Source organism: Pseudodesulfovibrio sp. lm2024 (assembly GCF_051175575.1).
In the GTDB taxonomy this organism is placed as follows: Bacteria; Desulfobacterota; Desulfovibrionia; order Desulfovibrionales; family Desulfovibrionaceae; genus Pseudodesulfovibrio; species Pseudodesulfovibrio caledoniensis.
Genome location: NZ_CP195092.1, coordinates 1,346,066 through 1,370,205 on the forward strand (window position 1 = coordinate 1,346,066; position 24,140 = coordinate 1,370,205).

The 24,140-nt window shown below is 62.4% G+C and carries 23 protein-coding genes and 5 tRNA genes; 19 read left to right on the forward strand and 9 right to left on the reverse strand.

Features of this window, described 5'->3' with window-relative positions; all coding sequences use genetic code 11:
• Positions 1 to 540, forward strand: a complete 540-nt coding sequence (gene gmhB / locus ACR42D_RS06095; protein ID WP_484565968.1) for a D-glycero-beta-D-manno-heptose 1,7-bisphosphate 7-phosphatase — start codon at positions 1 to 3, stop codon at positions 538 to 540.
• A gap of 395 nt (positions 541 to 935) precedes the next feature.
• Positions 936 to 2,078, forward strand: coding sequence for an IS481 family transposase (locus ACR42D_RS06100; protein ID WP_484565969.1), 1,143 nt, complete (start codon positions 936 to 938; stop codon positions 2,076 to 2,078).
• Positions 2,079 to 2,246: 168 nt separating this feature from the next.
• Here ACR42D_RS06100 and ACR42D_RS06105 read toward each other — a convergent pair whose 3' ends face one another.
• From ACR42D_RS06105 to ACR42D_RS06130, 6 genes are read right to left on the reverse strand one after another with little or no spacing between them, the layout of a single operon-like run.
• On the reverse strand, positions 2,247 to 3,047 hold the full coding sequence (locus ACR42D_RS06105) for a tetratricopeptide repeat protein (RefSeq protein WP_484565970.1): 801 nt from the start codon (positions 3,045 to 3,047) through the stop codon (positions 2,247 to 2,249).
• Between the two features lie 29 nt (positions 3,048 to 3,076).
• Complete coding sequence (carA, locus tag ACR42D_RS06110) at positions 3,077 to 4,201, reverse strand: glutamine-hydrolyzing carbamoyl-phosphate synthase small subunit (protein ID WP_484565971.1); 1,125 nt, start codon at positions 4,199 to 4,201, stop codon at positions 3,077 to 3,079.
• Entirely contained in the window at positions 4,201 to 4,941 is a 741-nt protein-coding gene (gene kdsB / locus ACR42D_RS06115) for a 3-deoxy-manno-octulosonate cytidylyltransferase (RefSeq protein ID WP_484565972.1), read from the reverse strand. Before kdsB ends, carA begins: the two co-directional genes overlap by 1 nt.
• A gap of 16 nt (positions 4,942 to 4,957) precedes the next feature.
• Positions 4,958 to 6,244: a 3-deoxy-D-manno-octulosonic acid transferase gene (locus ACR42D_RS06120; RefSeq protein ID WP_484565973.1), complete on the reverse strand. Its 1,287-nt coding sequence runs from the start codon at positions 6,242 to 6,244 to the stop codon at positions 4,958 to 4,960.
• Complete coding sequence (locus ACR42D_RS06125) at positions 6,245 to 7,156, reverse strand: D-alanine--D-alanine ligase family protein (RefSeq protein ID WP_484565974.1); 912 nt, start codon at positions 7,154 to 7,156, stop codon at positions 6,245 to 6,247.
• Positions 7,122 to 7,760, reverse strand: coding sequence for an HD domain-containing protein (locus ACR42D_RS06130; RefSeq protein ID WP_484565975.1), 639 nt, complete (start codon positions 7,758 to 7,760; stop codon positions 7,122 to 7,124). The genes ACR42D_RS06125 and ACR42D_RS06130 overlap by 35 nt, the downstream gene beginning before the upstream one ends.
• 197 nt (positions 7,761 to 7,957) lie before the next feature.
• On the opposite strand from ACR42D_RS06130, the gene ACR42D_RS06135 reads away from it, so the two are divergent.
• From ACR42D_RS06135 to hypE, 3 genes are all read left to right on the forward strand, one after another.
• On the forward strand, positions 7,958 to 8,626 hold the full coding sequence (locus ACR42D_RS06135) for a hypothetical protein (protein ID WP_484565976.1): 669 nt from the start codon (positions 7,958 to 7,960) through the stop codon (positions 8,624 to 8,626).
• A gap of 155 nt (positions 8,627 to 8,781) precedes the next feature.
• A complete protein-coding gene (gene hypD, locus ACR42D_RS06140) occupies positions 8,782 to 9,876 on the forward strand; it encodes a hydrogenase formation protein HypD (protein ID WP_484565977.1) in 1,095 nt (364 codons plus the stop codon).
• A 2-nt stretch (positions 9,877 to 9,878) separates the two neighbouring features.
• Positions 9,879 to 10,883, forward strand: a complete 1,005-nt coding sequence (hypE, locus tag ACR42D_RS06145) for a hydrogenase expression/formation protein HypE (RefSeq protein ID WP_484565978.1) — start codon at positions 9,879 to 9,881, stop codon at positions 10,881 to 10,883.
• 356 nt (positions 10,884 to 11,239) lie between these two features.
• Here hypE and ACR42D_RS06150 read toward each other — a convergent pair whose 3' ends face one another.
• The 3 genes from ACR42D_RS06150 to ACR42D_RS06160 form a co-directional block, all read right to left on the reverse strand.
• Positions 11,240 to 12,247 carry a chemotaxis protein gene (locus ACR42D_RS06150; RefSeq protein ID WP_484565979.1) on the reverse strand — a complete coding sequence of 336 codons (1,008 nt, stop codon included), beginning with the start codon at positions 12,245 to 12,247 and terminating at the stop codon, positions 11,240 to 11,242.
• 62 nt (positions 12,248 to 12,309) lie between these two features.
• Complete coding sequence (locus ACR42D_RS06155; protein WP_484565980.1) at positions 12,310 to 13,329, reverse strand: tRNA dihydrouridine synthase; 1,020 nt, start codon at positions 13,327 to 13,329, stop codon at positions 12,310 to 12,312.
• A gap of 55 nt (positions 13,330 to 13,384) precedes the next feature.
• The gene (locus ACR42D_RS06160; RefSeq protein ID WP_484565981.1) at positions 13,385 to 14,218 is read right to left on the reverse strand and encodes a substrate-binding periplasmic protein; all 834 of its coding nucleotides are present in this window, start codon (positions 14,216 to 14,218) and stop codon (positions 13,385 to 13,387) included.
• 294 nt (positions 14,219 to 14,512) lie between these two features.
• Here ACR42D_RS06160 and ACR42D_RS06165 point away from each other — a divergent pair.
• The 14 genes from ACR42D_RS06165 (at position 14,513) to rpoB (ending at position 24,127) form a co-directional block, all read left to right on the forward strand.
• Positions 14,513 to 14,588 (forward strand) — tRNA-Thr (locus tag ACR42D_RS06165).
• Between the two features lie 12 nt (positions 14,589 to 14,600).
• Positions 14,601 to 14,686: transfer RNA gene (locus ACR42D_RS06170), tRNA-Tyr, on the forward strand.
• Positions 14,687 to 14,750: 64 nt separating this feature from the next.
• Positions 14,751 to 14,827, forward strand: a tRNA-Gly gene (locus ACR42D_RS06175).
• 50 nt (positions 14,828 to 14,877) lie between these two features.
• Positions 14,878 to 14,953: transfer RNA gene (locus tag ACR42D_RS06180), tRNA-Thr, on the forward strand.
• A gap of 87 nt (positions 14,954 to 15,040) precedes the next feature.
• Positions 15,041 to 16,234, forward strand: coding sequence for an elongation factor Tu (tuf, locus tag ACR42D_RS06185; protein WP_484565982.1), 1,194 nt, complete (start codon positions 15,041 to 15,043; stop codon positions 16,232 to 16,234).
• 2 nt (positions 16,235 to 16,236) lie between these two features.
• Complete coding sequence (gene rpmG / locus ACR42D_RS06190) at positions 16,237 to 16,386, forward strand: 50S ribosomal protein L33 (protein ID WP_071546590.1); 150 nt, start codon at positions 16,237 to 16,239, stop codon at positions 16,384 to 16,386.
• 13 nt (positions 16,387 to 16,399) lie between these two features.
• A tRNA-Trp gene (locus ACR42D_RS06195) sits at positions 16,400 to 16,476 on the forward strand.
• Positions 16,477 to 16,560: 84 nt separating this feature from the next.
• Positions 16,561 to 16,818, forward strand: a complete 258-nt coding sequence (gene secE / locus ACR42D_RS06200; RefSeq protein ID WP_484565983.1) for a preprotein translocase subunit SecE — start codon at positions 16,561 to 16,563, stop codon at positions 16,816 to 16,818.
• Positions 16,819 to 16,851: 33 nt separating this feature from the next.
• A complete protein-coding gene (nusG, locus tag ACR42D_RS06205; protein WP_066807267.1) occupies positions 16,852 to 17,409 on the forward strand; it encodes a transcription termination/antitermination protein NusG in 558 nt (185 codons plus the stop codon).
• A 46-nt stretch (positions 17,410 to 17,455) separates the two neighbouring features.
• Positions 17,456 to 17,881 carry a 50S ribosomal protein L11 gene (rplK, locus tag ACR42D_RS06210; protein ID WP_071546594.1) on the forward strand — a complete coding sequence of 142 codons (426 nt, stop codon included), beginning with the start codon at positions 17,456 to 17,458 and terminating at the stop codon, positions 17,879 to 17,881.
• 14 nt (positions 17,882 to 17,895) lie between these two features.
• Positions 17,896 to 18,603, forward strand: coding sequence for a 50S ribosomal protein L1 (rplA, locus tag ACR42D_RS06215; protein ID WP_484565984.1), 708 nt, complete (start codon positions 17,896 to 17,898; stop codon positions 18,601 to 18,603).
• Positions 18,604 to 18,760: 157 nt separating this feature from the next.
• The gene (gene rplJ, locus ACR42D_RS06220; RefSeq protein WP_071546598.1) at positions 18,761 to 19,282 is read left to right on the forward strand and encodes a 50S ribosomal protein L10; all 522 of its coding nucleotides are present in this window, start codon (positions 18,761 to 18,763) and stop codon (positions 19,280 to 19,282) included.
• A 40-nt stretch (positions 19,283 to 19,322) separates the two neighbouring features.
• Complete coding sequence (rplL, locus tag ACR42D_RS06225) at positions 19,323 to 19,709, forward strand: 50S ribosomal protein L7/L12 (RefSeq protein ID WP_071546600.1); 387 nt, start codon at positions 19,323 to 19,325, stop codon at positions 19,707 to 19,709.
• A 287-nt stretch (positions 19,710 to 19,996) separates the two neighbouring features.
• The gene (rpoB, locus tag ACR42D_RS06230) at positions 19,997 to 24,127 is read left to right on the forward strand and encodes a DNA-directed RNA polymerase subunit beta (protein WP_484565985.1); all 4,131 of its coding nucleotides are present in this window, start codon (positions 19,997 to 19,999) and stop codon (positions 24,125 to 24,127) included.
• Positions 24,128 to 24,140 lie beyond the last annotated feature (13 nt).

Here is a 24,140-nt window from a genome sequence, read left to right on the forward strand (position 1 = left end):
ATGTTCAAGCGCTACATCCTGCTCGACCGCGACGGCACCATCATCTTTGACAAGCACTACCTGCACGACCCGGACGGCGTGGAGCTTCTGCCCCAGGCCGTCGAGGGCCTCAAACGGATGCAGGGCATGGGCTTCGGCCTGGCCGTGCTGACCAACCAGAGCGGCGTGGCGCGCGGCTACTACGGCGAGGACGCGGTCCACGCCTGCAACGAGCGCATGATCGAGCTGCTGGCCGCCGAGGGTGTGGCCATCGACGGCGTCTTCTACTGCCCGCACGAGCCCAAGGACAAGTGCCATTGCCGCAAGCCCAAGCCCGGCCTCATGGAACAGGCCGCCGCGCAGCTCGATTTCGACCCGGCCCAGGCGTTCATGATCGGCGACAAGTCCGCCGACATCGGGCTGGGGAACAACACCGGCGCGACCTCCATCCTCGTGCGTACCGGCAAGGGCGCGGCCCAGGAAGCCAAGTGCGGCCAACGCGCCGACCACGTCTGCGACGACCTCTTCGCCGCCGCGCTGTACATCGAAAGTTTGATGTAAGTCGCGCCTCCGGCGGCCAGGGGGGAAGGGGAGAGAGGGGACCTTTTGAGACAAAGGTCCCCTCTCTCCCCTTCCCCCCTGGACCCCCCAACCCCTCTCTCCCTCCCAAACTTTTTGTTTGCGCATTCGCGCGTGCGGTTGGTTGAGGTAGGTTTTGCCTCATCGCCGCCCCTTGTTGGACGCGGTTTCTTTTCCAAGAAGAGGACGCATCCACGCTCTCCCTCCCCGCGAAGCGGCGATAAGAAGTTTAGGAGGGAAAGGGGGATGGGGGTCCGGGGGAAGGGGGAAAGGGGGTACAGCCCGGGTACATAGGTAACACATTAGCCCGGGAACAGGGGTAACACTTTGGGCATGAGAGCCTGGAGGTGCCCATGCCCTGGAATGAGGTCAAACCTATGGATCAACGATGGCTGTTTGTGATGGAGGCGCAGCTTGGCGCCGAGGCCCTAGCGGCATTGTGCCGCAAGTACGGCATCAGTCGAAAAACAGGATACAAGTGGCTGAAACGATACCATGAACTCGGCAAGTTCGGATTCATGGAGCTGACCAGGAGGCCGCGCGGTTGTCCGCATAGGACGCCTGTTGAAATGCGGGAGGCCGTCGTGGCCCTGCGCAAGGCGTGGCCGGGCATCGGGCCGCGCAAGATCGCCGGTGAGCTGCGCAATCGGGGGCTCCGGCCCCCCTCCCACAGCACCATCGCCCTCATCCTCAAGGACGCGGGGCTGGTCAAGGCGCGCAGGCGGCGCAACGCCCGGTTTCGGCAATGGCCAGGCACGCTGACGGAGCCCGAGCATCCCAACCACGTCTGGAGCGTCGACTACAAGGGCTGGTTCAGGATGCTTTGCGGAAGCACCTGCTATCCATTAACGATTATGGATAGTTACAGCCGATTTCTCGTGGGGTGCGAGGCCCTGTCCCGGCCCGCCTTCGCGCCCACGCGGGAGGCCTTCGACCGGACTTTCGCCCGATTCGGCCTGCCCGAAATAATCCGCGTGGATAACGGAACGCCGTTCGCGGGGGCGGGAGCGGGCGGCCTGTCCCGGCTGAGTGCTCTTTGGCTGCGGTTGGGGATCGACGTGGAGTTTATCGAGCCGGGCAAGCCGCAACAAAACGGGGCGCACGAGCGGATGCACCGCAGCCTCAAGCGGGAAATCCGCCTGGGCAGAGGGCTGCGGCAACAGCAGCGCCGCTTCCGCGCCTGGCGTCGGCACTACAACCACAACAGGCCCCATGAAGCGTTGGGCATGGCCGTCCCAGCCCAGGTCTACGTCCGATCGGAGAGAAGATATCCAGCTGAAATACCGGACTTTCAATACGCCGCACAGCACACTGTCCGGCGGGTCGAAAACACCGGGGAAATCAAGTGGAGGGGCCGCAGGCGGTACATCAGCCAGGGCCTGGCCGGCAGTCTGATCGGCCTTCTGGAAAACCGCGCCGGCGACTTGAACATCTACGCCGGATCAGTCCTGCTCGGCATCTTGCCCGCCTCCGGTTCCGGGGGCCTGATCAGGCCCCCGGAACCGGTAGACGAACAATAAAAGTGTTACCCATGTACCCGGGCAGAAGTGTTACCCATGTTTCCGGTTGCACAGGGAAGCCCTTTTCAAAGGGTTCCCTCTCCCCCTTCCCCCGGCCGCCGGAGGCGCGAACAACGAAAAAGGGCTCCCGTCAGGGAGCCCTTTTTCGTTGAATATCGTAGCGGTCTGCTAGCCCATTTTTTTCTGGGCGAATTTGAGCATTTTGACGGCTTCGGCGAAGTTGGGGTTGATTTCCACGGCCTTGTTGGCGGAGCTGGCCATTTTGCCCCATTTGCGCCAGTCGTAGTAGAGGCGGCCCATATTGTAGTGCAGGTATTCGTCTTCGGTGGTCAGGGTCAGGGCCTTGAGGTAGTATTTCTCGGCGGTCTCGAAGTCCTGCATCTTGCGCAGGACCATGCCGATGCGGTTGTACAGGTGGATGGCGTTGGGGTCGTCCTTGAGCGCCTCGTCCAGCATGGAGTAGGCTTCCTTGTACCGGCCCGCGTTGAGGTAGCGGTCGGCGATGTCGGCCTTGAGGTCCGGGTCGCCGCTGAAGGTGCGCACCAGCTGGTCGAAGACCTCGGTGGCCTTGTCCCAGTCCTGGGCGTCCAGGAGCGCCTGGCCCTTTTCCAGTTCGGCCAGCTTCTGGGCGTTGAGCGCGTCCAGGTCGCCCTGGACCTCTTCGTTCAGGGCCTTCTGGAGCTCCTGCAGCAGTTCGCGCATGGCGTCGAGCAGGGGACGTTCCTTGCCGGGTTCATAGCTGATGACCAGGGGGTAGATCTTGCGCAGCTCCTTGTCGGAGTTGAGCACATAGGTGACCTTCTGGAGGATTTCCTCGAACTCGTCCCGTTCGTTCTTCATGACCTGATTCTTGAGGAAGAGAATGAGGCCGTCGTGAACCGCCTGCACGGCGGGCATGTGCTTGCCCTTCTTCAAGAGGGTGGCGACGGAATTCAGCTTCTTGCGTGATTTGATCAGATCTGATGACATGAGTCGTTCCTGGCTGTGGTTCTGCGGGCCTATAGGCCGGTACTTTCCTTGACCATATCACGAAATCTCGGAAAGAAATAGCGGCTGTCGTGCGGACCGGGGCCGGCTTCCGGGTGGTACTGGATGGCCAGGATGGGCTTTTCCTTGTGGCGGAAGCCTTCAAGGGTGTTGTCGTTCAAGTTTACATGGGTTTTTTCAAGGAAATCGAGGCCTTCGACATCCACGCAGAAACCGTGGTTCTGGGAGGAAATCTCGATCTTCTCGGTCTGCAGGTCCATGACCGGGTGGTTGCAGCCGTGGTGGCCGAACTTGAGCTTGTAGGTGGTGCCGCCCATGGCCAGGCCGAGGATCTGGTGGCCCAGGCAGATGCCCGCCACGGGCATGTCCTGGCATAGGTCCCTGGCCGCTTCCACGGCGGTGGTCACGGCGGCCGGGTCGCCCGGGCCGTTGGACAGGAAGATGGCGTCCGGGCCGAGTTCACGCGCCTGGGCCGCGGTGTAGCTCGAGGGCAGCACGATTATGTCGAACCCCTCGGCCTCCATGAGGCGCAGGATGTTCCACTTGATGCCGTAGTCGTAGATGACGAGCTTGGGGCCCTTGCCCTTCCAGGCGAAGTCCTTGATGTCGTCGATGTAGACCGGCTTCTTGCCGTCCCAGGTGTACGGCTTGTCGCAGGACACGCGGTCGGCCAGGTTGAGGCCTTCCATGTTTTCGATGGACCGGGCCTTCTCGACCAGTTCGGCCGGGTCGGCGTCGCCGGTGGCCATGAAGCCGCGCTGGGCGCCGTTGATGCGCAGGTGGCGGGTCAGGGCGCGGGTGTCGATGCCCTCGATGCCCATGACCCCGGCCTCGGTCAGGTAGTCGGGCAGGGACATGGTCGAGCGCCAGTTGCTCGGTTTCTTGCAGCATTCCTTGACGATGAAGCCGGCCGCCTGGACCTTGTGCGACTCCACGTCCTCGGGGTTGATCCCGTAGTTGCCGATGAGCGGGTAGGTCATGGTGACCATCTGTCCGGTGTAGGACGGGTCGGTCAGAATTTCCTGGTAGCCGGTCATGCCGGTGTTGAAGATGACCTCACCGGAGGCCTCGCCCTGACCGGTGAAACTCGTCCCCTTGAAAATCGTGCCGTCTTCGAGGGCAAGAATCGCTTTCATCAATGGTTCTCCAGAATGGTCTTGACCTTGACGAGGTCTTCGGGCCTGTCCACCCCGTGGCAGGTGTGCCTCGTCTCGGTCACGTAAATATCGATACCGTCTTCGAGCAGACGGAGCTGTTCCAGTTTTTCCCGTTGCTCCAACGGGCTCGGGTCCAGGCTGCCAAACCGCTCCAAAGCCTCCATGCGGAAGGCGTAGAGGCCGATGTGCAGCAGAAATCCGTGCAGCTTCCCGTCGCGGTCATGGGGCACCAGCGAGCGGGAGAAGTAGAGCGCCCGCCCGTTGCCGGCGCGGACCACCTTGACCCGGTCGGGCGAGGCCGCCTCGTCCGGGCCGATGGACGTGGCCAGGGTGGTTACCCGGACCTTGCAATTCTCGAAGGGCCGGACCAGTTCGGTGAGCATGTCCGGCTCCAGGCACGGCTCGTCACCCTGGATGTTAACCACTACCGCGTCGGAGTCAATGGACAGGACCCGCGCCGCCTCGAGCACGCGGTCCGTGCCGCTGCTATGGTCGCGCCGGGTCATGACCACGGGCACGTCCAGGGCCTTGGCCGCGTCAAAGATGCGTTCGTCGTCCGTGGCCAGGGTCACGCTGGTCATCTGCGGGCAGGCGGACGCCCGGGACCAGACGTGCCAGAACATGGGCCTGCCGCCGATCTCGACCAGAGGCTTGCCCGGAAACCGCGAGGATTCGTACCTTGCGGGGATGATGCCGTGACATTCGGGGAATTCGCTCATTGCTTGGGTAGCGTATTTAATCCTTATTAAGAAAATCGGCAACCTGTTTGGCGACCGCTTCCGCGCCGCCCCTGCGGTCCCGGATATACTGCTTCGCGGCCTTTGCCACTGCCTGGCGGGGCGGCGGATTGTCGACGATTTTCTTGAGTGATTCCAATGCGTCCTGCCAGCCGGACGCCTCCACGGCCAGGCCGGAGTCGATGATCTCGCGGCCGACCCAGGCGAAATTCTTCCAGTGCGGGCCGGTCACCGGGGTCACGCCGCTGGTCAGCGGCTCCAGAAAATTCTGCCCGCCCAGCGGGGCCAGTGAGCCGCCCACGAAAGCGGCCGTTGCCAGCCCGTAGGCCGGGACCAGTTCGCCGAAGGTGTCCCACAGGATGACCGTGCCGGGTTTGGCCTGGCCGGACAGGCGGGAGCGCAGGACCCAGTTGAGCCCGGCCCCGTCCATGGCCTTGCGCCACAGGTCCAGGTGGTGCATGTGGCGCGGGAACAGGCCGAGCACGGTGGCCGGGCGCGATGACATGAGCCCGGCGGCCAGCCGGGTGACGTCGTGCTCCTCCTCCCTGCGCACCGAGCCGAAGATGACGAACGGGTCCTTCTCGCGGATCAGGTCCTTAAGCGGGTTGTTCTTGCGGTCCATGGGCCCGGCGTCGCCCATGCGGTCGAACTTGATGTTCGGCATGACCCAGACACGCTCGCGGCCGAACAGGGTGCCGAAGCGGCGGCCGTCGGTCTCGGACACGGCCATGATCCGGTCCGGGCCCAGGGCGCGGAACAGGGCGGGCCAGGTCATGTACCCGGCCAGGGACTTGGTGGTCATGCGCCCGTTGGCCAGAAGCACGCGCACGTTCCCGGCCTTGCAGGCGGACAAAAAGCCCGGCCAGATCTCGGTCTCGAGGATGACGGCCAGCTTCGGTTGCACGCGGCGGACCATGCGGCCCATGAGCTCCGGGTCGTCGAAGGGGAAATACCACGGCTGGACCGCCAGCCCGGCCTTGCGTCCGTTGATCTCCTCGGCGCCCCGCAGCAGGGTCTGGTATCCCTGCAGGGTGTTGGTGGTCACGAGCACGCGCAGGGTCTGGGCCCCGGTCGGCTTCAGGTGCCTGAGCACCTCCCAGGCCAGGTACGCCTCGCCGCCGCTGGCCGCCTGCATCCACAGGTCGGCCGGTGCGGGCTCGCCGCCGGCCAGGGTGCGCTGCTCCCAGCCGTCCTTGAGCCGTCCGTTGAATTTGAGCAGGGGCAGGGCGGCCTTCCAGGCCAAGCCGTAGGTCTTGAGGGCGACGCCCATGGCGGTCAGGGCCATCTAGACCCTGCCTTCCAGGCCGAGCCGGATGAGCTCGCCGATCAATTCGGTGAAGGAGTAGCCCACGTGGGCCGCCGCCCTGGGCAGCAGGCTGGTGGGGGTCATGCCGGGCAGGGTGTTGACCTCGAGCAGGTAGGCCTCGCCGTCGGCCGTGGCGATGAAGTCGCCCCGGCTGTAGCCGGTCAGGCCAAGGGCCGAGTGGGCCACGAGCATCTGCTCCTGGATGGACCTGGTCAGGGTCTCGTCCACCGGGGCCGGGCAGATCTCCTCGGCCCCGTCGGCGGCGTACTTGTTCTCGTAGTCGAAGAAGTCGGACCCGTCCCGGGGGGTGATCATGATCAGGGGCAGGGCCTGGTTGCCCAGGATGCCGCAGGTCAGCTCAACGCCGGGAATGAACGTTTCCACCAGTGCGGACTGGCACATGGCGAAGACCTTGTCGAGCGCGGCCGGGAACTCCTCGGGAGTGCGCACCAGGGACATGCCCAGCGACGAGCCGCCCTTGTCCGGTTTGACGAACACGGGCAGGGGGAGTTCGAGCGGGGTCTCGCGCCCCTGGGTGGGCGTGATCAGCTGCCAGTCGGGGGTCTGGATGCCGTTGGCCTCAAAGACCTCCTTGGAGGCCGCCTTGTTCAGGGCCAGGTAGGAGGCGGCCGGGCCCGCTCCCTGGTAGGGGCAGCCCGCCTTGTCCAGCACGGCCTGGATCAGTCCGTCCTCGCCCGGCGTGCCGTGCAGGTTGATGAAGGCGAAGTCCGCGCCTTTGGCTATGGAGAGCAAATTCCGGAAGTCGTCGGCAGGGTCGAAGAAGGTGACGTCGTGGCCGAGTTCGTCCAGGGCGCCCCGAATCTTCTTGGCCCCGGACAGGGAGACGTCGCGTTCGTCAGACCAGCCGCCCGCTATCAAAATCACATGCATTGAGGTCCACCTCGAGTGTGTCGCATAACAGTTGTTCCAGCTCCAGGGCCTGCCGTTTGGTTTCGCTGATGCTGTCCTGGAGGTTCAGGGGGATGCCGTACCGCACGATCAGGTCCTCGAAGCGGTCCCCGATGGACACCAGGCGGTTGTGGTTCACGCGCTTGTCCGCGTAGAGCACGGCCAGGGGCGTGAAGTAGCGCGCCAGGTCCAGGGCGAACGGCCAGTAGACGTGATGGGTCACCCCGCAGGCGATGACCGGGTTGCCGGTCAGCTCCATGACCCAGGCCCCGCCCAGCTGGCTGTGGTTGCCGCCGTGGCGGATGCAGTAGGTCTTGGCCAGGTCGTGGAGCAGAGCCGATGCGCGCACCGTGGGCACGTCCACGGCCAGGCCCATCTCCGCGGCCCGCTGGGCCAGGCAGGAGGCCACGTCGGCCACCATGCGGCTGTGCTCGGTCACGTGCTCGAGCATGGAGAATGCCTCCCAGTAACCGGCGCACTGGGCGTCGTTCGGGACGAAGAGCTCGGGATCGGGCAGGGCCGGGGGAGGCGGAGGCAGATTCGATCGGCGGGGACCGGATGGGGCGGTGTTATCCTTGGCAGACATGGCGTGCGTGCGCAACGGGCGTCGGGTTGGCGGGATGCACAAGCGCATCCGATGGTTTCCATCTACCAGCACGGCCGGAAAAAATAAAGCGGCCGCGTCACGGAAAAAAGCCTTAATGACGCCCAGGTCATTCTTTTCGCTGAATTCTGGCTGTCCTCTCCCGCTTGTGATAACGATTGTCATAGTGGGAGGAGTGCGTGAACGGATTGCTCATACTGCAGACAGTCTTTTTCCTGGGCGGATTGACCGTCCTGGCGCTGGCGTGGCGCATACGCCGCATCAACCGCGTGCCCCGGCTACCGGGCGTTTCCTGGTGGGCGGCCGGGTACGCGGCCATCGGGCTGGCCGCCATCGGCACCGGGGCGGATTTCTACTACGGCGACTGGATCAAGGGGTTCGTCACCCATCTGCTGCTGACCGGCGGCGTGGTCCTGGTCTGGATTGGCACCAAGCTCTTTTTCGAGGGCAGGGTGGACAATTACACCGTGTCGATCTCGACCGTCCTGCTGGCGGGCCAGGCCGTGGGTGTCTTCTGGTACTACTTCGTCACTCCCTCCTACCAGGCCCGGTTGACCATCACCTGCGTGGTCCTGCTCGTCCTGTCCATGTCCCTGTCCATGTCCCTGTTCCTGTCCCGCATGGACGACCGCGCGGTCATCACCGCAGGAATATCCTATTCCCTCTTCGCTCTGCTCAACGGGCTGCGGACCCTCTCCATCCTGATCAACCCGGTACCGTTCGCCCACTACCTGTCCGGGCCCCTGGCCGTGGCCGCCACCGCCCTGATGCTCCCTGTCCTGCTGACGGCCCAGGTAGCCACCCTGTGCATGATCCGCGACACCATCCGGGTCGGAAAACGGAGATAATCCCCTGAAAAGGGCCTTCCCTGTGTCCGGTCAACCGTCTCCAAAGCCCACCGGCCGATCCGGCGGGTTTTTCATTTGCCCATATCCTGGAGAGGGTATATGACTGTCGCTAACCTGAAGAAACCGGTTCCGAAATCAGCCTAAAGGACTATGCTTTGAGCTTTGAATTCCTGGAAAAGTTCCGTGATCCGGACCTGTGCCGGAAAATCCTCGACAAGATGGAATCCGAACTGGACAGGGAGCTGCGCTTCATGGAGGTCTGCGGCACGCACACCGTGGCCATCTTCCAGAGCGGGCTGCGCTCCCTTCTCCCCGAAAAGATCGTCCACCTCTCCGGGCCGGGCTGTCCGGTCTGCGTGACCCACGAGTCCGAGGTCAACGCCTTCCTGGACCTGGCCGGGCGCGACAACGTCATCCTGGCCACTTTCGGCGACCTTATGCGCGTGCCCGGGCACAAGGGCCGCAACCTGAAGAAGGCCGTGGCCGACGGCGCGCGGGTCAAGGTGGTCTATTCGCCGTTCGACACCCTCAAGCTGGCCCGGGAAAACCCCGGCGACCTGGTGGTCTTCATCGGCGTGGGCTTCGAGACCACGGCCCCGACCATCGCGGGGACCATGAAAATGGCCCGCGAGCAGGGCATAACCAATCTGCGCATCCTCTGTTTCCACAAGACCGTGCCCACCGCGCTGGACGCGCTTCTGGCCGACGAGGCCATCAATATCGACGGCTTCATCCTGCCCGGCCACGTCTCGGCCATCATCGGCGTTAAGCCGTACAACTTCATCGCCGAGAACTACGCCAAGTCCGCCGTGGTCACCGGGTTCGAGCCCCTGGACATCCTCCAGTCCCTGAACCAGATGATCGAATGGCGAAACCGGGGCGAGGCCCATGTGGTCAACAACTACACGCGCATCGTCGGCGAGAGCGGCAACCCCAAGGCGCTCGAGATCATGTACGAGGTCTTCGAGCCCACCGACGCCCTGTGGCGCGGGCTCGGCCTTATCCCCGGCTCCGGCCTGGAAATCCGGTCCGAGTGGGAAGCCTTCGACGCCAAGAAGGAATTCGGCATCGAGATCAAGGACGGCCCGTCCCTGCCCGGCTGCAAGTGCGGCGACATCCTCAAGGGCATCAAGCAGCCGGACCAGTGCCCGCTGTTCGGCAAGGCCTGCACCCCGGCCAATCCGGTCGGCCCGTGCATGGTCTCCACCGAAGGCTCCTGTGCCGCCTACTACAAATACAAATTGGATTAGACATGTCTGACAAGGTTCTTCTCGACTACGGCAGCGGCGGCCGCGCTTCCCAGCGCCTCATCTCCGACCTCTTTCTCAAATACCTCGGCAACGACGAACTCGACCGTCTCAACGACGCGGCGGTCCTTTCCCTGTCCGGCAGGATAGCCATGTCCACCGACTCGTTCACCGTGGACCCGATCTTCTTTCCCGGCGGCGACATCGGCTCCCTGGCCGTGCACGGCACGGTCAACGACGTGGCCATGATGGGCGCGGTGCCGCGCTACATCACCTGCGGCTACATCATCGAGGAAGGGCTGCCCATGGCCGACCTGGAACGCATCGTCCAGTCCATGGGCGAGGCCGCGAAGCACGCCGGGGTCAAGGTCGTCACCGGCGACACCAAGGTCGTTCCCAGGGGGGCCTGCGACAAGATTTTCATCAACACCACCGGCATCGGCGAGATCATCGTCGACCCGACCCCGAGCGGCGACGCTGCCAGACAAGGCGACGCGGTGCTGGTCTCCGGGACCATCGGCGACCACGGTCTGACCGTGCTCGGCACCCGCGAGGGCCTCGACTTCGAGGCCAAGGTCCAGTCCGACTCGGCCGCGCTCAACCACCTCCTGGTCAAGCTCGTCCGCGAACTGCCCGAGGTCCACGTGTTGCGCGACCCCACGCGCGGCGGCCTGGCCACCACCCTGAACGAGATCACCAAGAGCTCGAACGTCTGCTGCGAATTGGTCGAGGCCTCCATCCCGGTGCGGGCCGAAGTCAAGGGCGGCTGCTCCATCCTCGGCCTGGACCCGCTCTACCTGGCCAATGAGGGCAAGTTCCTTTGCGTGCTGCCCGCCGAACACGCCGACAAGGCGCTCGAAATCATGCGCGCCGATCCCCTCGGCCGGGACGCCTGCCGCATCGGCACCATGACCGACGCCAACCCCGGCAAGGTCGTCCTCGTCACCCAGCTCGGCGGCAAGCGCCTCCTCGGCATGCTCGAAGGCGAACAACTCCCGCGCATCTGCTAATCATCCCTAGGATATCAATAAAAAGTCCCCGCCAGCATGTGCTGGCGGGGACTTTTTTTGCCTCCGGCGGCCGGGGGAAGGGGGAGAGGGAACCCTTTGGGAAAAGGGCTTCCCTCTCCCCCTTCCCCCGGACCCCCATCCCCCTCACCCTCCTAAACCTTTTGTATCCGCTTCGCGGGCTGGACTGTACGAGAAAGCCCCTGACTCATATCTGAGTCAGGGGCTTTTGAATTCTTATTTTTTCTGGAGCGATTCGGGTGTTTCAGCACCCGACAGCGGCTCTTTTAACCGCGCTGGCACAAGGCTTTCGAGAGTGGGCAGCTGAAGACCACCCAGCCATCAATAAAGCGAATCGGCTAGCGAGCCTTTCGTGCCTCAATGAGCGCCGCAGCCCGGCGCGCAAGGTAAGTAATCTCCGGTTTGGAGACCTGGTCGTCGGCGCCTACCGTCTCGCCACGGTGGCGGAGCTTGTCGGTGATGAGCGAGGAGAAGAGGATGACCGGCAGGTCGCGCAGGACCGGGTCTTCCTTGACGCGCTTGCACAGGTGGTGGCCGTCCATCATGGGCATCTCGATGTCCGAGACCAGGACCTGGACGTAGTCGGTGATGGGGCGCTCCTCTTCCAAGGCGCGCTGCTTGATCTCCACCAGACGGTCCCAGCATTCCCGGCCGTTGTTGGTCTTTTCCACCTGGAAACCGGCCTGGCCGAGCATGTCGCGGATCATCTCGCGGATGAGCGGCGAGTCGTCGGCGATGAGCGCCTTGTACCCGGTGTAGCCGTCGTATTCGAAGTTGTCGTCGAACTGCAGGCGCATGGCCGGATTGAGCTCCGAGACGATGCGCTCCAGGTCGAGGATGAAGACGATGCGGTCGTCGAACTTGACCACGCCGGTGATGGATTCGGACGACAGGGCGGACACGTATTTGTTGGGCGCTTCCACGTCCTCCCAGGAGATGCGGTGGATGCGGGTCACGCCCGAGACCATGAAGGCCGAGGTGACCTGGTTGAATTCGGTGACGATGACCTTGGGCGGCTCGTTTTCCACGCGCTTTTTCTTGAGCCAGATGGACAGGTCGAGCAGGGGGATGATCCGGGAGCGCAGGTTGAAGGCGCCGAGCACAGCCGGGTGGGAGACCTCGGGCATCTCCGTGACCTTGGGCATGCGGATGATCTCGAGCACCTTGGCCACGTTCACGCCGTAGAAGCCCTTGCGGCTGGGCTTGTGTCCCTCTTCGAGGACGTGTTCTTCCTGGTTGGGTTCGGCTTCGTCGGACGCCTTGGGCTCTTCCTCGAGATAGAACTCGACGATCTCCAATTCGTTGGTGCCCGCTTCAAGCAGGATGTCGGTGGACTGGGTGGCCATGCTGATACCGCTTCCTTGTCAAGGGTATGAAATGATTAAGGCGACAAGCCACTGTGTAAACGCTATTGGCAAATCTCGTCAACAGGCGGCCAGGGGGTGTCCGGATCGGCCGGTTCCAGGTCCCGGATGACGTCGGCGGCCCGTTCCAGGTCCTCCCAGGTCTCGCACTGCAGGAGCGAGGCGCGCAGGGCGCGGATGCCCCGGAGCCCCTTGGCGTAGCGCGGGATAATGGAGCGGATCTTGCGGAAGGAGCGCCCGTCGCCCTCGAAAAGCCGGGTCAGGCGGATGTGCTCGCGCACGATCCCTGCCAGGAAAGCGCCGTCGCGCACGGGCATGGGCTCGCCACGGCGCAGGGCGATGTACCGGGCGAAGATGGACGGATCGTACAGCGCCCCCCGGGCGAACATGATCGCGTCGATGCCGGTCTCCTCGATGCAGCGGGCCCCGTCCTCGGCCGAGAACAGGTCGCCGGACCCGATGACCGGGATGGACACGGCCCGTTTCAGCTCGGCCAGTTTGGTCCAGTTGGCCTGGCCCGCGAACATCTGCTTGCCGTAGCGCGGGTGCAGGGTGACCCAGTCCACGCCCGCGTCCTCGAGCCGTTTGGCCAGGTCGAGGAAGACCTCCTCGCCCTTGTTGAAGCCCAGACGGAACTTGACGCCCACGCGGCCGCCCTCGGGATGCTCGGCGGCCTTGGCCACCATGATGGCGGCCAGCTCGACCAGCTTGTCGAGATCCTCCATGAGCTGGACCCCGGAGCCGGACTTGAGGACCTTTCGCACCGGGCAGCCCGCGTTGAGGTCGAAGTTGCGGTAGCCCATGCCGACCAGCTTCTCCATGACCGGCGGGAAATACTGGGCCTCGGAGCCGAACAGCTGGAGGACCATGGGGTCGTCCTCCGGGCAGGTGGCGATGAGGCGGCGGGTGCCGGAGTTCTTGAAGGCCATGCCCTTGACCGAGACCATTTCGGAGCAGGCCGGGCCGCAGCCGTACTGGCGCACGAGCATGCGGAAGGGCAGGTCGGAATAGCCGGCCAGCGGGGCCAGCCACGGGGAGTCGGGAGTGATGGTGAAACGATTCATGTCGGGATGCACATACGGGCTCGGGTGGCGCGAGTCAAAGGAAAAGGGGGCGGGGTCAACGTTCGTAATAGCGGTCGTACAGTGTCTGCAGCCGTCCCGAGGAGATCAGTCCGTTCAGGGCGGACTGCCAGCGCCGGATGACCGCGTCGTCCACCTGGGGCGAGAAGGCGATGTAGCCTGCGGATTGGACCAGGGGTTCGGGAACGCGGCTGATCCGGGAGGCCGGTATGCCTGCGGCGTGGAGCTTCTGTATCAGGGTCTCGTCCGAGGACACGGCCAGGGTGGCGGCCCCGGATTTGAGCCGGGAGAAGCATTCCTGGTAGGTGTGGGCGGCGACCACGTTGTCGAACCCGCGTTCCAGCAGCACCTTGTGGTGCTGGCTTCCTTCCACGGCGCAGATGGCCGGTGCCGACCGGGCCGCTTCCAAGCCGTTGATGCGGGTCTCCCTGAGGCCGTAGAGGTAGTCCACTTCGCGCTGGAGCGGGCCGACCCACTTGAAATGCGTCTCGCGCTGCGGGGTCCGGTAGACGTTGAAGAAAACCGTGTCGGGCCGGGAGGCGAGGGCCTCCATGCCCTGGGCGAAGGAGACCTCGCGGATGCGGGTCGTAAGGCCCACGGCGGTCATGATCTCGCGGACCGCCTCCAGATTGAAGGCCCGCTTGCCCGAGTGCTCGATGCCGTGCAGCTCGCCGGTTTCCGGATCGGTCACGGCCTGGCCCGTCAGATCGTGGGTCAGGATGACCAGATCATCCGCAAAGGCGGGCACGGGACCGGCCAGGGCGAGTACGGCTAAGGCGAGCACGGTTAAGGCGAGCGCGGCCGGAAACCGGGCGTGCGGCGGGCGGGGGGCCGGGGTGGCTGCGGCTGAGCGGTGTTCGGGAGGTCGCATAGGTTCGCAGGGGGGTTGCTGGTTTGGTATACATTAAATAATAGGCCATCGGCCAGGGGGCGGCAATTATTATGCTCGGCGGAGCACTGATCTCCTGGTCCGCGCCGGGATGGGGGAGGGGGGGCGAGGAAAGAATTTGAAAAAAAAGCGACCGCAGGGTTGACAACGGACCGCTTTTATCATTAAACCGGCCCGTCTTGGAGCGCACGGCTGCTCTTCCCGGCTTCGGGAAAAAAGGTCGTTGAAAACTCTTGATTTTTGACATTACGGCGTATATAGACTTCGTTCCCGTGAGCTGGCGTAGCTCAATTGGTAGAGCAGCTGATTTGTAATCAGCAGGTTGCGGGTTCAAGTCCCATCGCCAGCTCCATAAGACACAAATGGTGGGGTTCCCGAGTGGCCAAAGGGAACAGACTGTAAATCTGTCGGCATACGCCTTCGGAGGTTCAAATCCTCCCCCCACCACCACAATTTTTCGAGTCACGCTGTAGGAGGCGGTCCACGAAGTCCGTCGATGGACTACAGAGAGTGAGCGGGAATAGCTCAATTGGCTAGAGCATCAGCCTTCCAAGCTGAGGGTTGCGGGTTCGAGTCCCGTTTCCCGCTCCATTTTAGCCATCTCTCTCCTTCCATCATCCTATAATACAGTGTATGGCTGTGCTCACGTAGCTCAGTCGGTAGAGCACATCCTTGGTAAGGATGAGGTCACCGGTTCAAATCCGGTCGTGAGCTCCACGGTATTTTTATTGTTTGAATCGCTTGTCAACAAGTATTTAGAAATAGAAACCTACACAACATTTATTGATCCAGGGGGTTATTGAAATGGGTAAAGCTAAATTTGAACGTAGCAAGCCTCACGTTAACATCGGCACCATCGGTCACATCGACCATGGTAAGACCACGCTGACCGCCGCCATCACCAAGCTGGCCCACATGGCCGGCCACGGCGAGTACGTTGCCTTCGACGAGATCGACAAGGCTCCTGAAGAGAAAGAGCGCGGCATCACCATCGCCACCGCCCACGTCGAGTACGAGACCGAGTCCCGTCACTACGCCCACGTGGACTGCCCCGGTCACGCCGACTACATCAAGAACATGATCACCGGTGCCGCCCAGATGGACGGCGCTATCCTGGTCTGCGCCGCCACCGACGGTCCCATGCCCCAGACCCGTGAGCACATCCTGCTCGCCCGTCAGGTCGGCGTGCCCGCCATGGTCGTCTTCATGAACAAGTGCGACATGGTCGACGACGAGGAGCTGCTGGAGCTGGTCGAGCTCGAGATCCGCGAGCTGCTGTCCAAGTACGAATTCCCCGGCGACGACATTCCGGTCATCCAGGGTTCCGCCCTGAAGGCCCTGGAGTGCGAGTCCGCCGACGATCCGGCCGCCAAGCCGATCTTCGATCTGCTGGAAGCCTGCGACTCCTACATTCCCGAGCCCGAGCGCGACATCGACATGCCGTTCCTGATGCCCGTCGAGGACGTCTTCTCCATCTCCGGCCGTGGTACCGTTATCACCGGTCGTGTGGAGCGCGGTATCGTCAAGGTCGGTGACGAAGTCGAAATCATCGGCATCAAGCCCACCATCAAGACCACCTGCACCGGTGTCGAGATGTTCCGCAAGCTGCTCGACCAGGGTCAGGCCGGTGACAACGTCGGTCTGCTGATCCGCGGCGTGAAGCGCGAGGAAGTGGAGCGCGGCCAGGTTGCTGCCAAGCCCGGTTCCATCACCCCGCACACCAAGTTCAAGGCCGAGGTCTACGTCCTGTCCAAGGACGAGGGCGGCCGTCACACTCCGTTCTTCACCGGCTACCGTCCGCAGTTCTACTTCCGTACGACCGACATCACCGGTGTCGTCACCCTGGATGAAGGCGTCGAGATGGTCATGCCCGGCGACAACGCCACCTTCAACGTTGAGATGATCCACCCGATCGCCATGGAAGTCGGCCTCCGCTTCGCCATCCGCGAAGGCGGCCGCACCGTCGGCGCCGGTGTCGTCACCGAAATCGTGGAGTAATCATGCGAGTCAACATTCAGCTGCAGTGCACCGAGTGCAAGCGTAAGAACTACGCTACGCAGAAGAACAAGAAGAACACTACCGGACGCCTGGAAGTGAGCAAGTATTGTCCCTGGGACAAGAAGCACACGGTCCACAAAGAGTCCAAGTAGTCTTCGATAGAGCAGGGGTATAGTTCCAACGGCTAGAACGCCGGTCTCCAAAACCGGATGTTGGGGGTTCGAATCCCTCTACCCCTGCCAACTAAGTCTTTGAAAGCGGCGCGGGGCCTTGCCGAAGAAACGGCAAGGCCCCGCCAACCGCTCAATAATTTGGGATAAAGAGATATGGCCAAAAAGAAAGGCAAGAAGGCCGCTGAAAAGCAGGCCGCACAGTCCCAGGCAGCTGGTCTGACGGGCAAGATCAAGGAATTCATCGAGTTCTTTGAGGAGTCCAAGGTCGAGATCAAGAAGGTGGTCTGGCCGACCCGCAAGGAGACCGTCACCACGTGCATCGCCGTGCTGGTCGTTTCCGTGGTCATCGCTCTCTACCTGGGCGTGGTCGATCTGGCGCTCTCGAAGATCGTCGAGGCCATCCTCTCCTAGGACCAAAGCTACTCGCAAAGGCTGGAACACAACATGGATGCCACAATGGAAAACGCAGCGCCTCGTGCACGCTGGTACATAGTCCACACCTACTCGGGTTTCGAGCAGCGCGTGGAACAGACCGTGCGTGAAATGATGCGCACCGGACAGGACAAGGGCCTCATCGAGGAAGTTGTCATGCCCACCGAAAAGATCGTCGAGATGGTCAAAGGTGAGCGCAAGACTTCCACCCGCAAGTTCTATCCGGGCTACATCATGATCAAGATGATCCTGACCGACGATTCCTGGCACCTTATCCAGTCCATCCCGCGCGTGACAGGATTCGTCGGGGGCAAGAACCGCCCGACGCCCATGCGCGACAGCGAGGCGGAGAACATCCTCAACATGATGGAGAGCCGCCAGGAAAAGCCCCGTCCGAAGTTCAACTTCGAGCGCGGCGACGAAGTCCGGGTCATCGACGGCCCGTTTTCCGGCTTCAACGGTGTTGTGGAAGAAGTCAATTACGACAAGGGCAAGCTCAAAGTATCCGTCTCTATTTTCGGGCGTCAGACTCCTGTGGAGCTTGATTTTGTCCAGGTGGACAAGGGATAGCCCGGATTGTCGCTAACAGCGAAATTTCTCATCGAGGAATACAATAATGGCTAAGAAAGAATTAGGAAAGATCAAACTGCAGATCCCCGCAGGCTCCGCCAACCCCTCCCCGCCGGTCGGTCCGGCGCTGGGTCAGCACGGCGTGAACATCATGGAATTCTGCAAGGCGTTCAACGCCAAGACGCAGGACCAGAAAGGCCTGATCATCCCGGTGGTCATCACCGTGTACGCGGACCGCTCCTTCGACTTCATCACCAAGACCCCTCCGGCGGCGGTGCTCCTGCTCAAGGCCGCCAAGCTCGAGAAGGGCTCCGGTGAACCGAACAAGACCAAGGTCGGCAAGGTCACCAAGGCCCAGATCAAAGAGATCGCCGAGTTGAAGATGGCTGACTTGAACGCCAATGACATTGAGAACGCCATGCGTCAGATTGAGGGCACCGCCCGCAGCATGGGCCTCGACGTCAAGGCCTAGTGAGGTAAAGAGATATGCCTAAGCATGGAAAAAAATACCGCAACGCCCTGGGTGATCGTGACACCGCCGTGCGTGTTGATGTCGAAGAGGGCGTGAAGGCCGCTGTTGCCGCCGCTTTCGCCAAATTCGACGAGACCGTCGACGTCGCCATCAACCTGGGTGTCGATCCCAAGTACTCCGATCAGATGATCCGTGGCGCCGTCTCCCTGCCCAACGGGCTGGGCAAGGACATCCGCGTGGCCGTCTTCTGCAAGGGGGAAAAGGAGAACGAGGCCAAGGAAGCCGGTGCCGATTACTACGGTTCCGACGATCTGGTCGAGAAGATCCAGTCCGGCTGGCTCGACTTCGACAAGGCCGTGGCCACCCCTGACATGATGGCCGTGGTCGGCAAGATCGGCCGCGTGCTCGGCCCCCGCGGCCTGATGCCCAACGCCAAGACCGGCACCGTGACCATGGACGTGGCCAAGGCCGTCAGCGAGCTCAAGGCCGGTAAGGTCGAGTTCAAGGTCGACAAGGCCGGCGTGCTGCACGCCCCCATCGGCAAGGTCTCGTTTGGTCCCGACAAGCTCCTGGAGAACCTCAAGGCTCTGCTGGATAGCGTCATGCGCCTCAAGCCTTCCTCCGCGAAGGGCACCTACATGAAGGCGCTGGCCGTTTCTTCCACCATGGGTCCGGGCGTCAAGATCGACCCCCTGACCGTCCGGAAGTTCCTGGAAGCCTAGTTTTACGACAATAGAATGCCGGACCCCCTTGCGGGGTCCTGTAGATAATCGCACGGAAGGTTGAGTCAGAGACGGCAGGCGGGGCTGTGTCCCCTTAAACATCCTGCTCAGACAAAGCTTTGACCTGCTTTCCGGGCCGAACGACGAGGAGTGGTAGATGAACAGGCAAGAAAAAGCCCAGATCATCGAGCAGCTGCACGAAAAAGCTTCGCGCGCCAGCATCGCCGTCGTCACCGATTTCAAGGGCATGTCCGTTGAGGAAATGACCCAGTTGCGCGCAAAGTGCTTCGAGATCGGCGTCGATTACCAAGTCGTCAAGAATACCCTGGCCCGGTTGGCTCTCAACGACACCGATCACGGTGTGTTGAGCGAACATCTGAAAGAGAACTGCGCCATTGCGCTGGGTTACGACGATCCCGTCGCCCTGGCCAAGGCGTTGGCCGATTACGCCAAGACGAACAAGAAGTTCGCCATGCGTTTCGGTACTCTGGAAGGCCAGTTTCTTGACAGCGACGCAGTGAAGGAACTCTCCAAGATGCCCAGCAAGCCTGAGCTTCTTAGTTCCCTTCTCGGCACCATGCAGGCCGTACCTCGCAATTTCGTGTGTCTGTTCGCCAACATCGAGCGCAAGTTCCTGTATGCCTTGACCGCGATCAAGGAACAGAAAGAAGCTGCGTAAAAAACAGGTTCAAAGCGAATCAATTTCAAGGAGATTTATCATGGCTGATATCACCAAAGAACAGGTTGTCGAGTTCATCGGCAACATGACCGTCCTGGAACTGTCCGAATTCATCAAAGAGCTCGAAGACGTCTTCGGCGTTGAGGCCGCTGCTCCGGCCGTCGCCGTTGCCGCCGCTCCCGCCGCCGGTGGCGACGCCGCCGCCGAGGAAGAGAAGACCGAGTTCGACGTCGTCCTGACCGGTGCCGGCAGCAACAAGATTGCCGTCATCAAGGCCGTCCGCGGCATCACCGGCCTGGGCCTGAAGGAAGCCAAGGCTCTGGTCGACGAAGCTCCGAAGACCCTGAAGGAAGGCGTGTCCAAGGACGAGGCTGACGAGGCTGCCAAGCAGCTGCAGGAAGCTGGCGCCGAAGTTGAAGTTAAGTAACTTCACCGCCTTAAGCTAACAAAGCAAAGAGCGCTCGCCCTCTTAAAAAGGGCGTTGCGCTCTTTGCTCTGTATGTATATATAATGGTTTAATCGCCTTTCGCTATTGGGTTCTAGCGCTGTATGATGCAAATCTGCTCCTCGTCGGTGTGCCGGGTTTTTGGTTCCGGCTGCAGCTTATCTACCCATTTTTCGCACCGGTCGCTCTAGACGCCCGATGCGCCAGACAGAGGGCAAGGGCTCTGCGCCCCGCGCCCCAACCATCAACCGCTCATGCATGAGGGTACAATGGGTCAACTGAGAAAAAAATTCGGCAAAATCGTCAACACGCTCCCCATCCCGCACCTGCTGGAGCTTCAGGTGGATTCGTACAATCGTTTCCTCCAGGTGGATACCCCGCCGGCCAGCCGTGGAGACTTCGGGCTCGAGGGCGTGTTCAGGTCCGTTTTTCCCATTGAAGATTTCAACAAGACCGCTAGCCTTGATTTCGTGTCCTATGAAATCGGCGAACCAAAATACGACGTCGATGAGTGCATCTCGAAGGGTTTGACCTACGAGACGCCCATCCGTATCACCGTCCGTCTCGTAGTTTTTGACGTGGATGAAGAGACCGACAACCGCACGATTCGCGACATCAAGGAACAGGACATATACTTCGGGACGCTCCCGCTGATGACCGAGAAGGGCACCTATGTCATCAACGGCACCGAGCGCGTTATCGTGAACCAGCTGCAGCGCTCCCCGGGCATCATTTTCGAACATGACTCGGGCAAGTCCCACTCCAGCCGCAAGGTCCTCTATTCGAGCCGCATCATCCCCATGCGCGGGTCCTGGCTGGACTTCGACTTCGACCACAAGGACATCCTGTACGTCCGCATCGACCGCCGCCGCAAGATGCCCGTGACTATTCTGCTGAAGGCCATGGGACTGTCGCGCGCCGACATTCTCGACTACTTCTACGACATCGAATCCTACACCCTGCTCAAGACCAAGGTCACGCGCACGGTGGTGGCGGAGCAGTACCGCAAGGAAACCGCATTCGCCGACGTCGAGGTGGACGGCAAGGTCATCATCAAGAAGGGCACCGACATCACCAGGGGCGCCTGGAAGAAGCTCATCCGCAGCGAGGTCAAGGCCATCGAGGTCGACCCCGACTCCCTGCTGGGCCAGTTCCTGGCGCGCGACATGGTCGACAAGAACGGCGAGGTCATCGCCGAGGCGGCCGAGGAGATCACTCCGGATCTGCTCGACAAGCTGCGTGACGCCAAGATCAAGGACCTGGACGTGCTGCACACCCGCGGCATGGAGGTTTCCTCCTCCCTGCGCGACACCCTGCTGCTCGACAAGACCACGGACATGGAGACCGCGCAGATTGAGATCTACCGCAGGCTGCGCCCCAGCTCCCCGCCCACGCCCGAGATCGCGGCCAGCTTCTTCGAGAACCTGTTCCGCTCCTCCGACTACTACGACCTGTCCAGCGTGGGCCGCTACAAGCTCAACTCCCGTCTGAACCAGGAAGTGGACCTGTCCATCCGCACCCTGACCAACGAGGACATCCTCCTCGCGGTCAAGGAACTCATGCGCCTCAAGGACTCCCACGGCCCGGCCGACGATATCGACCACCTGGGCAACCGCCGTGTCCGCCCCGTGGGCGAGCTGGTCGAGAATCAGTACCGCATCGGCCTGGTCCGCATGGAGCGCGCCATCAAGGAGCGCATGTCCCTGCAGGAAGTGGCCACCCTGATGCCCCATGACCTGATCAACCCCAAGCCGGTTGCCGCCGTGCTCAAGGAGTTCTTCGGAACCTCCCAGCTCAGCCAGTTCATGGACCAGACCAACCCGCTCTCCGAGGTCACCCACAAGCGCCGCCTGTCGGCCCTGGGACCCGGCGGCCTGACCCGCGAACGCGCGGGCTTCGAGGTGCGCGACGTGCACACCTCGCACTACGGCCGCATCTGCCCCATTGAGACCCCGGAAGGTCCGAACATCGGTCTGATCGTCTCCCTGACCACCTACGCCAAGGTCAACGACTACGGGTTCATCGAGACCCCGTACCGCAAGGTGGTGGACAAGAAGATCACCGACGAGATCACCTACATGGACGCCTCCAAGGAGGCCAAGGAAGTGGTGGCCCAGGCCAACGCTCCCCTGGACAAGAACGGCGTCTTCACCAACCAGCGCGTCAACGCGCGTCTGGCCGGTGATGTCCAGCTGACCGCGGCCGAGGACGTCACCTGCATGGACATCAGCCCGAGCCAGACGGTCTCCATCTCGGCCGCGCTGATTCCGTTCCTGGAGCACGACGACGCCAACCGCGCGCTCATGGGCTCCAACATGATGCGCCAGGCCGTGCCGCTTCTCCAGGCCGAGGAGCCGCTTGTCGGCACCGACATGGAGGGCCCGGTCGCCCGCGACTCCGGGGCCTGCGTGCTGGCCAAGGAGGACGGCGTGATCCACTACGTGGACGCCGAGCGGATCATCATCAATTACGACAACGGACTGTTCCCCGACTCCGGCGGCTCCAAGCACTACGAGCTGCAGAAGTGGCACAAGTCCAACCAGAACTCCTGCTTCGGCCAGACGCCCCGCGTCCAGGTGGGGCAGCGGGTCAAGAAGGGCGAAGTCCTGGCCGACGGCCCGGGCATCGACCACGGCGAACTGGCGCTCGGCAAGAACCTGCTGGTGGCCTTCATGCCATGGTGCGGTTTCAACTACGAGGACTCCGTCCTCATCTCCGAGCGCATGGTCAAGGAAGACGTGTACACCTCGATCCACATCGAGGAGTTCGAACTGGTCGCCCGCGACACCAAGCTCGGACCCGAGGAAGTGACCCGGGACATCTCCAACGTTTCCGAGGAAATGCTTCGGAACCTGGACGAGTGCGGTATCATCCGCATCGGTGCCCGGATCAAGCCCGACGACATCATGGTCGGCAAGATCACGCCCAAGGGCGAGACCCAGCTGACCCCGGAAGAGAAGCTGCTGCGCGCCATCTTCGGCGACAAGGCCCGCGACGTGAAGAATACCTCGTTGAAGGTGCCGCCGGGAATCTCCGGCACCATCGTCGACGTCAAGGTCTTCAACCGCCGCTCCGGCGAGAAGGACGACCGCACCAAGGCCATCGAGGATGCCGAACTGGCCGCCTTCGACGTCAAGGAGCAGAAGCACATCGCCGCCCTGACCGACGCGATCCGCGACAGGATCTGGACCGTGCTCGAGGGAGCCAAGCTGAAGAAGGACCTGGTTGGTCCCAAGAAGACCACGCTGTGCAAGACCGGCGAAGTCATCGAGCGCGAGGCCGTGGACGCCGTCCCGGTCAAGAAGCTCATTGGCCTGTTCGACCGCGAGGCCAACGACCAGCTCAAGCTGATCACGGCCGACTACGAGCAGCAGATCGCCTTCATCAAGAACATATATGACGTCAAGCGCGAGAAGGTGACCGAGGGCGACGATCTCCCTCCGGGCGTGATCAAGATGGTCAAGGTCTACGTCGCGGTGAAGCGCAAGCTCTCCGTGGGCGACAAGATGGCCGGCCGCCACGGCAACAAGGGTGTCGTGTCCTGCATCCTGCCCGAAGAGGACATGCCGTTCTTCGAGGACGGCACCTCCATGGACATCGTCCTGAACCCCCTGGGCGTTCCCTCCCGTATGAACATCGGGCAGATCATGGAAACGCACCTGGGCATGGCCGGACGCAAGCTCGGCCAGCAGGTCCAGCAGATGCTCGAGGAGAGCGACAAGTCCCTCAAGGCCATCCGCGAGGAAGTCAAGTCCATCCTCGATACCGGCGACATGAACGAGCTCATCGACTCCATGTCCGACGAGGAGTTCGTGGAAGCGGTCAAGAAGCTGAAAAACGGCATTGTCGCCAAGACCCCGGTCTTCGACGGCGCCGAGGAAGACGGCATCTGGGGCTGGCTGGAAAAGGCCGGTCTCGCCTCGGACGGCAAGTTCGTGCTCTACGACGGCCGCACCGGCGAACCGTTCCACAACCGGGTCACCGTGGGCATCATGTACTATCTGAAGTTGCACCACCTGGTCGACGAGAAGATCCATGCCCGGTCCACCGGCCCGTACTCCCTGGTCACGCAGCAGCCCCTGGGCGGTAAGGCCCAGTTCGGCGGCCAGCGTCTGGGTGAGATGGAAGTCTGGGCCCTCGAGGCCTACGGCGCCGCCTATCTTCTGCAGGAGTTCCTGACCGTCAAGTCCGACGATGTCCAGGGCCGCGTGAAGATGTACGAGAAGATCGTCAAGGGCGACAACTTCCTGGAAGCCGGTCTGCCGGAATCCTTCAACGTCCTGGTCAAGGAACTCATGTCGCTGGGTCTGGACGTGACCCTGCACTACGAGGACCGCAAGCGTCCCGAGAGGCCGCAGCCCGCAGCCGTTCCGGCGGGGCCCAAGCCGCTGGTGGACTAGGGCCGGACGACAA